This is a genomic window from Pirellulales bacterium (genome assembly GCA_036267355.1).
In the GTDB taxonomy this organism is placed as follows: Bacteria; Planctomycetota; Planctomycetia; order Pirellulales; family DATAWG01; genus DATAWG01.
In genome coordinates this window covers 21,584-32,401 of sequence record DATAWG010000063.1, presented here as the reverse complement: position 1 = coordinate 32,401, position 10,818 = coordinate 21,584, and the positions used below count along the sequence as shown (strand labels likewise).

The window sequence follows — 10,818 nt, the reverse complement described above, 5'->3', positions numbered from 1 at the left end:
CCCCGCCGCCACCGGCACCTTGAGCAACACCGCCACCGCTACGGCCGGCGCCGGCGAAACAAACACCAATCCGGGCGAGTCCGCCGGAACCACCTCCACGACCGACTCCGATTCGCTGACGCCGAAAGTCGATTTGGTCGTAACCACGAGCGACAACTCCGGCGGCAGTGTCGTGCCCGGCGGACAAGTAACCTACACCATTACCATTACCAATGCCGGCCCGAGCAATGCCGTGGGGATGACCGTGGCCGACAGTCTGCCCGCGGCAATAACCGGCGACACCTACACGACCAATGGCACCAGCGGCGCCTCAGGCTTCACCGCCAGCGGCAGCGGCAACATCGACGACACCGCGGTCAATCTGGCCGCCGGCTCGAGCATCACCTATATGCTCACCGCGAATGTAAGCGCTGCCGCCACGGGCACGCTGAGCAACACCGCCGCCGCGACGGTCGGAGCTGGTGAAACCAATCTGTTCCCCACGCAAGTGAGCGGCACGACCTCCGCCACGGATAGCGAGGCCCTGGCGCCGAAAATGGATTTGGTCGTAACCAACGTCGACGACGACGGCGGCTCCAGCGCCGGCAGCGGCACCGCCGGCAATGCGGTGCCGGGCGACACGGTTACCTACACGATCACGGTGCAAAACACCGGCCCCAGCAATGCCGTCGGCGTCGCCGTCGCGGACAGCCTGCCTGCCGGTGTCACCAGCGACACCTACACAACGATCGGCTCTTCCGGAACCTCCGGCTTTACCGCCAGCGGCAGCGGCAATATCGGCGACACCGTAAATCTCGCCGCGGGCGGCACGATCACCTATACCGTCACCGCGACCATCGACCCGTCCGCCACCGGCACGCTGAGCAATACGGCCACGGCTAGTGCCGGCAGCGGCGAAACGAACAGCAATCCGAGCCAAGTCAGTGGCACAACTTCCGCGACCGACAGCGACATTCTTTCGCCGCAAGTCGATCTGATCGTGATCAAGAGCGACAATGCGGGCGGCACGAGCGCCAATAGCGGCACGATGGGAAGCATCGCCGCGGGCAGCGTCATCACCTACACGATCACAGTGGAAAACACCGGCCCCAGCACTGCCGTCGGCGTCGCCGTGGCCGACAGCTTGCCCGCCGGTATCACCAGCGACACGTTCACCGCCAGCGGCAGCAGCGGCACTTCGGGCTTCACCGCCAGCGGTAGCGGCAGCATCAGCGATGCATCGTTGAACCTGGCGTCGGGAGCTACGATCACCTACACGATCACCGCAAGCATCGATCCGGCCGCCACCGGCACGCTGAGCAACACCGCCACCGCCACGGTGGGCAGCGGCGAAATAAACACCAATCCGGCCCAAGTGAGCGGCATCACCTCCGCCACCGACAGCGACACGTTGATGTAGGCCGATCGCGGGCTGCGATAGAGCTGTCGATTGCAGCCAATATCCGATGATTTTTTGCGCGGCCTGGGTCGCGGGCCGACCGGCGGCAATCGCTCAAACGCTCGTCGCCTGACCTTCGGTCGAATGCCGGCCCGCCAGTTTTACGAACACGTCTTCCAAGCTGGCATGTCGGGTGGTGAGGCTGGCCAGTTGCCGGTGCGATTGTGCGAGCCGGTCCAATAGCGCCGGCAGCGCGATATGCGGCTCTGCGACCGACATGCAAATCTGTCCGTCCTCCGCGCGCGCCGAAGTCACGGCCGGCAGATCGCCGAGCGAATCGGGATCGAGCGGCGTTTGCTGCGGCGATTCGACGAGCGTGAATTCAACGACGTGCTCGCCGCCGAGAGTGGCGATCAATTCTCGCGGCGTTCCCAGCGCAATCAGCCGGCCATGATCGGCAATCGCCACCCGGTCGCACAGCCGCTCGGCTTCGTCCATATAATGCGTGGTGAGCAGGACCGTGCGGCCCTGACGGCCGAAGTCGCGGATGATGTCCCACAATTGGCGGCGCGATTGCGGATCTAATCCGGTGGTCGGCTCATCCAGAAAAAGCAGATTGGGATCGCCCACCAGCGCCGTGGCGACCGCCAGCCGTTGCCGCTGCCCGCCAGAAAGTTTTCCCACCCAGGCCGAGGCCTTTTCCTCCAGCGATACCCGGGCCATCGCTTCTTGCGGCTCGATGCCGTGGCGATAAAAGCTCCGGAAGAGCGTTAGCGTTTCGCGAACGGAGAGTTTTTCGGAGAGCCGCGTTTCTTGCAGCGAAATGCCGATGCGTTGGCGAATGGCGTCGTCGTCGCGTCCCCACTGCCTGCCGAGCACCTCCACTTCGCCCGAGGTTGCCGCGAGCAATCCTTCGACAATCTCAATGGTCGTCGTTTTGCCGGCGCCGTTTGGCCCGAGCAGCCCAAAGCATTCGCCCTGCTCGACCAACAGATCGAGTCCCCGCACCGCCTCGACGGGCGGCCGACCGTCGTAGCGCTTGACCAAATTGCTGACGCGGATCGCCGGCGGCATGGATCGATCGAATGGCGAATCGGGATGAAAATTTGCTCAGACCGGCGCCAACCGGCCCGCCGAGCATAACAAACCACGGGCATCGCTCCAAGTTCGTCGCCGCTGGACCTTGCGATACCGTGAAAATGGATTCTTGCGATTAGCGTAAGCGAGGGAACCCACACAAGCCCGAAGCGTAAGCGAGGGTGAACCACACAAACCCGAAGCGTAAGCGAGGATGAACCACACAAACCCGAAGCGTAAGCGAGGGTGAACTACACAAACCCGAAGCGTAAGCGAGGATGAACCGCCAACCGGCGCTGCCCTCGCTAACGCTTCGGGCTAGTATGCGATGGATTCGCGTCCGATGGCGCGCCGGTCAGAAGCCACACAAACCCGAAGCGTAAGCGAAGGTGAACCACACAAGCCCGAAGCGTAAGCGAGGGTGAACCACACAAGCCCGAAGCGTAAGCGAGGGTGAACCGCTAACCGACGCCGCCCTCGCTAACGCTTCGGGCTAGTGTGCGATGGGTTCGCGCCCGATGGCGCGCCGGTCAGGACCCTAGTCGTTGACAATCTGGCGTAGCCACCCGAAGATTAATTTTCGACCGATTACCGAGCCTAGAATCCGGCCGCGTCGGCGCATGTTTTGGCTGGCTTTGCAATTCGTCCCCGTAGCTCAATGGGATAGAGCGTCGGCCCGCCGGCCGGATGCACTCGCGTTTGTGCGATCCGTGCCAACGTTCGAGCTTGCCATTGCTCTGCGGATAGAAATGCCGCGGCAGGATGCCCCTTCAACACTCGCTAACGCCAATCAGCCAACATTCCAGTTCACGACTGAACCAGGACAACACCACTCCCGCAGTCTGAACCCCCGAAACGCTGCCCCGATCTTCTCCGGGCCGTCGCGCGATCTCGTCAACGCCATTTCGGCATCGTTAGACAACTTTTGTGCGTCGGAATTGTCGAAGAGACTAAACCCCGAATCATTCCTCTGAGGTTTCGCGATTCACAAATTTGCAGAAAAAACTTTGTTCTCCTTCGGCAGTTTTTTCCTGGTAGATCATGGCTAAGTTGGCGCAGTCGAATTTGCTGAAGAATTCCTCCCACGAGATCGGGTCGAGATTGGCGTCGTTAGACGAGCGAGACGGAAACTCGATCCGCAGGATTCCGGCCTTCCCGTTTCGCTCGGTCGATCTGACTGTCGCCGGTTTTCCTCCGCGCTCCTCGGTCCAATGCTGGATCGTGTCATGGTCGGTTGTGCGCTCGGTGGCCTGTGATTTGGTGGACATGATGGTTTACCTCCACGAAGACAGGAACTCGCCCTCCTTCGGCAACTGCAAACAACGTGCCTCGATTGGCACGAAAGTCCGGTTCCCCCGATTTGCCTCGGTCTCACAAGCCAGTGCATGTCGCAGCGAATCTTCCATTCGGCCTGTCCGCTGCGAATAATTTCGGTTGTCGTCTCGTCTGGGAGAGAACGTTCTCTTGTCACCGACTCGCAGAAGGAAATCGAGTGCGAAATTGCTGCTGCCTCTTCGCGGCGTGGTTTGGTTTAATCATTTTCGTGGTAGCGGTGGCCAATGCCGCCGATTCATTGCCCATAACGAGCGATGTCGATCTGCAACCGCTCGCTGCACAAGTTAAGCGGGTTGTTCAGGCTTTGGAGATTTCCGGGTCGCCGCTCGACAAGTCCCGTCGGGAATCGCTTCAACAGGCGTGTTCGACGGTCGATCAGGCAGCCGGCGTGCGAGAGATCCAAACTCTTCTCGATCCGCTTTGTCTTGCGGAAGTCGAAATCAATCCAGAAGGGCGAGTCAAAGCGGTCGCCGGACCCGCGCCGAAACGGCTCGCGCAGCAAGGCTGGCGGGTATTTTTGATCAAGGTCGACAATCACTCGGGCGCGGAAGCCGTGCTCCACATTGCTAGCCCGAATGCCGCGCCGGTCGAACGTGTGTCCGGCGGCTCGCCCGTTCCGAAAAGCTCGATCAATCAATCTGACATCGCTGACCGTTGGCTCGACGTAAAGTCGTTCGACGGTCAGCCGATGAACAAGTCGCTTTCGGGTCTGAAAGTCGAATACCGCATTGTCGAGCTTTTCAGCCGCGACGCCGGCAAGCGCGAGGCAAAGCTGGAATTCGATGCAGGCCAAGGAACGCAGGACCTTGGCTTCCGCAGTGAAATCAACGTGCTCTTCGACTGCGCGCCGGCGGTCACAATCAAGCTTCACGTTTTGGACACCGACGGACAGCCGACCATCGGAAAATTCGTTTTCCGCGACGATCGAGGCCGAGTGTATCCGCTTCGCAGCCGGCGCGCTGCGCCCGACTTCTTCTTTCACGATCAGATCTACCGGCACGACGGCGAGACGATCGATTTGCCGCCGGGAAAATATCAAGTCGCCTACACGCGCGGACCGGAGTATCGCGTGCTGCAACGCCAAATAGTCGTTCCAGACTCCGCAACCGGCGTCGAGGAATCGTTCCGACTCGAACGCTGGATCAAGATGTCGGATTTCGGCTGGTATTCGGGCGATCATCACATCCATGCCGCCGGCTGTTCGCACTACGAATCGCCGACCGCCGGGGTGACGCCGCAAGACATGCTGCGACAGGTCGAAGGCGAAGACCTCGATGTCGGCTGTGTTCTCTCCTGGGGGCCGTGTTGGTATGTGCAAAAGCAGTATTTTAGCGGCCAAGTGAGCAAGCTCTCGACGCGCGACAACCTGATGCGCTACGACGTCGAAGTGTCGGGCTTTCCGAGCTCGCATTGCGGGCACGTTTGCTTGCTGCGGCTGACGCAGGAAGACTATCCCGGCACGACGCGCATCGAACAATGGCCCAGTTGGGATTTACCCGTTTTGCAATGGGGCAAGCAGCAAGGAGCGGTCGTCGGCTTCGCACATAGCGGCTGGGAATTGGAGAGCAAGGCCAAGGAGCCGCTGAGCTACGAAATGCCGCGGTTCGATGGCATCGGGGCAAACGAGTATATCGTCGATGTCACTCAGAACGCGGTCGATTTCATTTCGATCGGCGACACGCCGCCGCTATGGGAGTTGCCGATCTGGTATCACACGCTGAATTGCGGCTTCACGACGCGCATCGGCGGCGAGACGGATTTTCCCTGCATTTACGACGATCGTGTTGGTATGGGCCGATCGTATGTAAAAATTCCCCGCGGTAAGCCGCTGACGTTCGACGATTGGGTGCATGGCGTTCGCGATGGCCGAAGCTATTGCTCCGACGGCATGAGCCATCTGTTCGACTTTTCGGTCAACGGCTTGGGCGTGGGCGAGCCCGGCGATGGTGGGCGGCCGAGCTTTCTTGCGGCGAAGCCGGGACAGAAGCTCTCAGTCAAGCTGCGTGTGGCGGCGATGCTTGATGAAAATCCGCGCGACGAAATCCGCAGTCGGCCGCTCGATCAGAAACCCTATTGGAGTATCGAGCGAGCACGAGTGGGCGGGTCGCGACAAGTGCCCGTGGAATTGGTGGTCAACGGGGCCGCCGTGGATCGCAAGCTAGTCGATGCCGATGGGCAGATTCAAAATGTGGCGTTCGATTTTACGCCGATGATGTCGAGTTGGATTGCCGTCCGGGTTTTTCCAAGCTCACACACCAATCCGATCTTCGTTGAAGTCGACGGCAAGCCGATTCGCGCAAGCCGGCGGAGCGCGGCATGGTGCTTGGCTGCGGTCGACGTTTGCTGGAAAGCCAAGATGTTGCAAATTCGGCCGGCGGAACGAACGGCCGCTGCCGCGGCATACGAGAAGGCGCGGGCGGCGTATAGGGCCCGTCTTGCCGAATCGTTCAATGACGGTTAGCCGTCGCGGTGTGTCAGACGGCGGTTGCTTGTTCGGCCAACGGATCGACGGCAAATTCTTGAAAAGATGTTTCCGCTGGCGAAGGTTCGACTTCCACTTTGGATGCGAACGCGGCGACGCCTCGTTTGTTGGCCGCAAATCCTATAGCGGATTTCAAAAGTACCGCAAGCGGCAGCGAGTCGGGTTCGTTCACTCGCGCCAGCAACGGCAGGCTTGCGAGCCGGCCGACGAACGAAATCGCAAATACGAGGGCAATGCCACTCGAGCCGAGCAGAGCGGACGAAGCGGAGCCTCCGCTTCCACCTCCAACCAACCATCCGCCGGCGATCGCCGCGATGCCCATGATCAAACCCATGACGGTGTTGAAAGTGGCCAAGTAGGCCGGCGCTTGTTCGTCCGGCGCCAATCGCATCACCAACGTCGGGCCGCCGACCGCGAGCGGTGTGTTGAATGCACCGAAGAGAAACACCAGCGGAAGCGCCCAGGTTGTTTGTGGCGAAAGAAACAACCAACAGAAGGGGTAAAATGCGTCGCCCAAGACGGCAAGAAACACCACCGGGCGTGTTCCAATCCGTTCGCCGAGCGCCGTCCAGAATCGATTCGCCAGCAGCGCCATCGCGCTCGACAGCGTCTGCAACGCCATGATTTTCCAGAAGGGAAGCCCGAGCGTCTCGAGCATGAATACCGCGAAGAACGGCATCGCCAAATTCGACGCCAGATTCCAAACCACGTAGAACGCCAGCAGATTGCGAAAGTTTCTTTCCGCAAGAGGCGAGCGGGGCTTTGCAGATCGGGCATGCCGCGGCGCTTTCGGACGCACCAGGTCGAACTCATCGACGCCGACGCGCTCGCTCTTGGGATCCTCGATCCGATTCAACACCGAAATGCCGATCAGGCCGCAGGCAACGGCGACCATAAGAATCGCGACAAATCCGACGCTCGACTGCGGATGGTTGGCATTCCAAATGTCGAGAAACACGCCGCCAGCAAGGCCAAACGCCAGGGCCAGTATCGTGTCGAACTGATTTCTCAATCCTAAAAACCCAAGCCGCTTTCCCGCCGGGACGAGATCACGAATCCACGACAGCCAGGCCACGCCGCCGATCGACGACAAAACACTTGAAGCGGCGACGATCGCGATCAGGCCGGCAATCAGCCAGTCGTTCGACTTCGCGGAAAACAACGGGACCGCCAGTGCCGCCAGCCAAAAGACTCGGCTCGCTGCCAACGAACCGACGCAAAGCCGCTTTCGATGCATGCCGCCGGAAAGCCATGCGGCGCCGGCAAGCTGGGCAATATTCGCCAGCGAGGGCAACGCTGCAAGAATACCGATGGTCAGATGGCTTGCACCTAACGAAATCGCAAAGCCAGTTAGAAAAACGCCCGAGACGAGCGTGCCCATCGCTGTCGCCAGCGCACCCTCGGTCACGGACAGGCGCACGCAGCGCCGCCACGCATCCGCATCCATGCCAAATCCGCTTCCATGCGTCCGAAGTAAAAGCTGCCGCAGTGTAAAAACCGTTCCGAGATGGGTCAATGCCGAAGGGTTGCAAAATTGGCCGGCAATCGAAGCACGATCGCGCCGCACTTCGGGCGCATCCACCGCGACGGCACAAAGACAGGCGACATTCTTTGTCCTTGCTCGTGTGCTGTTGAGTGCATGGCGAATTCTCCGTCCGAACCGTAAAGATTCCCACTATTATACTCGACGGTGAAATCCCCATGCTGAGCCGAGATGTGTGGGGGGATCGCCAAAAAGACGCGTGGCCCGTGCGCGCTTTGGCGCCGTTACCTCGCATCGGCCGGGCTTAGCCATAGAAGACGCGAAAGCGCCAAGCGCCGCGGAGGTTCCAATACAAGCTGAGCGGCGGGATCAGCACCGAGGTGCAGATCATTTCGGTGATGTGGCTGATCGAACGGGAGGTTCCGCTCAACCGCCGCATCAGAAATCGACCGGTTAAAAAGACCCAGCAAAGGGCCGAAAGGCCGGCCAGCGGCTCGATGCCGGCGGCGGTGCCTGCTGCAATCCCGACGATTGCTGCGCCTATCGCATAATAGCTCCAAGGCAACGGAGCGATCCGTTCGCGGAATAGGCGACGATGTTTCTTGTACAAAAGCGCGTCGAAAAAGCTTCGGTTTTGCTGTCGCAGGCTGATGCCCCAACTTCCCGGACGTAGCGGATGCACGACGATGGCCGAGTCGGCGCGGACGATTCGAAAACCGCGCTCAAGGAGCGCAAACTGCAAATCGCTGTCTTCCCGCCAAGCGCGAGTAAACCGCTCGTCGAACCCGCCGATCGATTCCAGTGCCTGACGCACGCAAAAACAGTTCGCCGTGACGAATTCGGCCGATTCCAAACCGGCAAAATTTTTCTCATAGTCGGTCGGGCAACGAGGAAGTGGAACAACGACACGACCGGACGCTGCTTCGGCTCCGGTCGAATCGAGCGTCTGCAATCCCTCGCGCAACCAATCCGGCTGGGGCTGACAGTCATCGTCCGTAAATGCGATCACTCGTCCGCGGGCGGCTCGCCAGCCGGCATTCCGCGCGGCGGCCGGACCATGCGTCGGGCCGACCGCGACATAACGCATCGGCGCTCTGCAGCGGCGGCGAAAGTTCTCGACGACCGACCGCGTCGTCGGCTGGCCGGAATCGTCGGCGATGAGGATTTCGTAACGGCCGGCGTCAAACCGTTGCTTCTCAAGAGCCGCGAGGCATTGGCGAAGCAAATCGTCGCGCCGATACGTCGGCACGACGATCGACACAGCGATGGGAGCAACGCGGCTTTCGGCGGTGTCGTTTGTCGAACTCATACTTGCGGCGACTTTTGCAATAAAAACGGCCCGATCACGAGCGCATCGAGCGGCGACGTCCAAAAGCTTTCCACGGCGTCGCGCGGCGTGCAAACGATCGGTTCGCCGCGGGTGTTGAACGATGTGTTCACCAGCACCGGAACTCCCGTTCGCCGTTGAAACGCCCGAAGCAGGTCGTAGTAGAGCGGGTGTTGATTCCGGTTGATGGTTTGAATGCGCGCCGTGCCATCGACGTGCCGCACGGCGGGAATTCGATCGGTTTTGTCAGCCGGCACATCGAACACGAAAAGCATGAATGGCGACGCCCGCCCGCCAACGAACCAATTTGCCGCCTCTTCCTCCAACACCACCGGAGCGACAGGTCGAAAATCTTCCCGGTCTTTGATCTCGTTCAGCCGGACCTGCATCGACGCATGCAACGGCGAAGCAAGAATCGATCGACTCCCGAGGGCCCGCGGTCCGAATTCGATTCGCCCCTGATACCAGCCGATCACCTGATCGTCGGCCAGCAATTCGGCCGTTTCTTCCGCCACGTCGTTCATGCGACGATAGCCGATCTTCGTCCACTGCAGAAATTGCTCGATTTCCTCGTCTGCGTAGCTTGGGCCGAGAAACGCATGTTCCATGGTGCAGCGCGGTCCGGGCGTGTTGCCCGCTGAATCGGCTCGCTCATGGCAGTCGATCCACGCCGCGGCGCCGAGGGCCGTTCCGGCGTCGCCCGCCGCCGGCTGAATCCAAATATCGCGAAACGGCCCGCGATCGCGCAATCGCGCATTCAGCACGCAGTTCAGCGCCACGCCCCCCGCGATGCAGAGGTTCTCCGAGTTCGCCGCCTCATGTAGCCAATGGGCAATTTCCAAAACGGTTTCTTCGAGCACGACTTGCAGCGAATGCGCGAGATCGTAGTGGTGTTGCTCGAACGGGCCGCCGCGCTGCCGCGCGGGACCGAACCGCTCGGCAAGACGCAGCGGCCCGATTGTGTATCGTCCGCCGCCGTGAAGCTGCACGATGTCGCGAAATTCTCGATAAAATTCTGGCTTGCCATAGGAGGCCAAGGCCATCACCTTGTATTCATCGCACGAATGCAGAAAGCCGAGATACTCGGTCACGCGCTCATAAAGCAGGCCGAGCGAATGAGGCATATTCACTTGGTCGAGCGTCGTCAGCTCATTGCCGTCGCCGATGGCATAGGTGGTTGTCGCTTTCTCGCCGCGGCCATCGAGCGTCATCACGGCCGCCGTTTCGAACGGCGAGGGCAGAAACGCGCTCGCCGCGTGCGCCAAATGGTGCTTGACCCAGTGCCAACGATACGACGGTTGTCCATCCGCCGATCGGAACCGTTCGGCCAAGTGATGTGGAGCGCCATCGATCAAATGCCGAGGCGCGTTGATGATCGAACACAAGAAGAGCGGATCCCAAGGCGACTCCCATTCCGCTGAGTCGGAGTCGTTTTTCGGCTCCAGCGGCAAGGAAACCGTCGCGGGCGGAGCATGGCCGCCGAACATAGCCAATGGATCGAATGAATAGGCGACATGGTCGACGTCCGGAAGCCGGCCGCCCGCCTCGCGCAGGCAATAATCGATTGCATGGAATGGCAGTTCGTACGTGCTGAAGGGAATGGGTCGCTTGCCGTGTTTGACGTGAGTAAACCGTTCCTCTTCCGCAGCGGCGACAATTTCGCCGTCGCGCACAAGACACGCGGCCGGGTCGTGAAACGCGGCGTTGATTCCAAGTGTCAACATGCCCGATTTCCT

8 protein-coding genes are annotated in these 10,818 nt (G+C 60.6%); 2 read left to right on the top strand and 6 right to left on the bottom strand.

Going from position 1 to position 10,818, the window contains the following annotated elements; genetic code table 11:
* The coding region (locus tag VHX65_09765) for a hypothetical protein (GenBank protein ID HEX3998824.1) at positions 1–1,399 on the top strand (1,399 nt) is incomplete at its 5' end.
* Positions 1,400–1,492: 93 nt separating this feature from the next.
* Here VHX65_09765 and VHX65_09760 read toward each other — a convergent pair.
* The 3 genes from VHX65_09760 to VHX65_09750 all read right to left on the bottom strand — a co-directional run bounded on the left by VHX65_09760 (position 1,493) and on the right by VHX65_09750 (position 4,772).
* A complete protein-coding gene (locus tag VHX65_09760) occupies positions 1,493–2,452 on the bottom strand; it encodes an ABC transporter ATP-binding protein (GenBank protein HEX3998823.1) in 960 nt (319 codons plus the stop codon).
* Between the two features lie 965 nt (positions 2,453–3,417).
* Positions 3,418–3,723 carry a hypothetical protein gene (locus VHX65_09755; GenBank protein HEX3998822.1) on the bottom strand — a complete coding sequence of 102 codons (306 nt, stop codon included), beginning with the start codon at positions 3,721–3,723 and terminating at the stop codon, positions 3,418–3,420.
* Between the two features lie 302 nt (positions 3,724–4,025).
* Positions 4,026–4,772, bottom strand: a complete 747-nt coding sequence (locus VHX65_09750; GenBank protein ID HEX3998821.1) for a hypothetical protein — start codon at positions 4,770–4,772, stop codon at positions 4,026–4,028.
* Between VHX65_09750 and VHX65_09745 the strand changes: the two genes are divergently transcribed.
* On the top strand, positions 4,725–6,251 hold the full coding sequence (locus tag VHX65_09745) for a CehA/McbA family metallohydrolase (protein HEX3998820.1): 1,527 nt from the start codon (positions 4,725–4,727) through the stop codon (positions 6,249–6,251). The two genes, VHX65_09750 and VHX65_09745, sit on opposite strands and share 48 nt — an antisense overlap.
* Before the next feature lie 13 nt (positions 6,252–6,264).
* Here VHX65_09745 and VHX65_09740 read toward each other — a convergent pair whose 3' ends face one another.
* From VHX65_09740 to VHX65_09730, 3 genes are all read right to left on the bottom strand, one after another.
* On the bottom strand, positions 6,265–7,719 hold the full coding sequence (locus VHX65_09740) for an MFS transporter (GenBank protein ID HEX3998819.1): 1,455 nt from the start codon (positions 7,717–7,719) through the stop codon (positions 6,265–6,267).
* A gap of 340 nt (positions 7,720–8,059) precedes the next feature.
* Positions 8,060–9,064: a glycosyltransferase gene (locus VHX65_09735; GenBank protein HEX3998818.1), complete on the bottom strand. Its 1,005-nt coding sequence runs from the start codon at positions 9,062–9,064 to the stop codon at positions 8,060–8,062.
* The gene (locus tag VHX65_09730) at positions 9,061–10,806 is read right to left on the bottom strand and encodes a carbamoyltransferase C-terminal domain-containing protein (protein HEX3998817.1); all 1,746 of its coding nucleotides are present in this window, start codon (positions 10,804–10,806) and stop codon (positions 9,061–9,063) included. Before VHX65_09730 ends, VHX65_09735 begins: the two co-directional genes overlap by 4 nt.
* Positions 10,807–10,818 lie beyond the last annotated feature (12 nt).

Excerpts from the sequence above, each read along its gene's own strand:
- VHX65_09760 (HEX3998823.1), bottom strand. The coding sequence starts at position 2,452 with ATGCCGCCGGCGATCCGCGTCAGCAATTTGGTCAAGCGCTACGACGGT.
- VHX65_09755 (HEX3998822.1), bottom strand. The coding sequence starts at position 3,723 with ATGTCCACCAAATCACAGGCCACCGAGCGCACAACCGACCATGACACG.
- VHX65_09740 (HEX3998819.1), bottom strand. The coding sequence starts at position 7,719 with ATGGATGCGGATGCGTGGCGGCGCTGCGTGCGCCTGTCCGTGACCGAG.
- VHX65_09735 (HEX3998818.1), bottom strand. The coding sequence starts at position 9,064 with ATGAGTTCGACAAACGACACCGCCGAAAGCCGCGTTGCTCCCATCGCT.
- VHX65_09730 (HEX3998817.1), bottom strand. The coding sequence starts at position 10,806 with ATGTTGACACTTGGAATCAACGCCGCGTTTCACGACCCGGCCGCGTGT.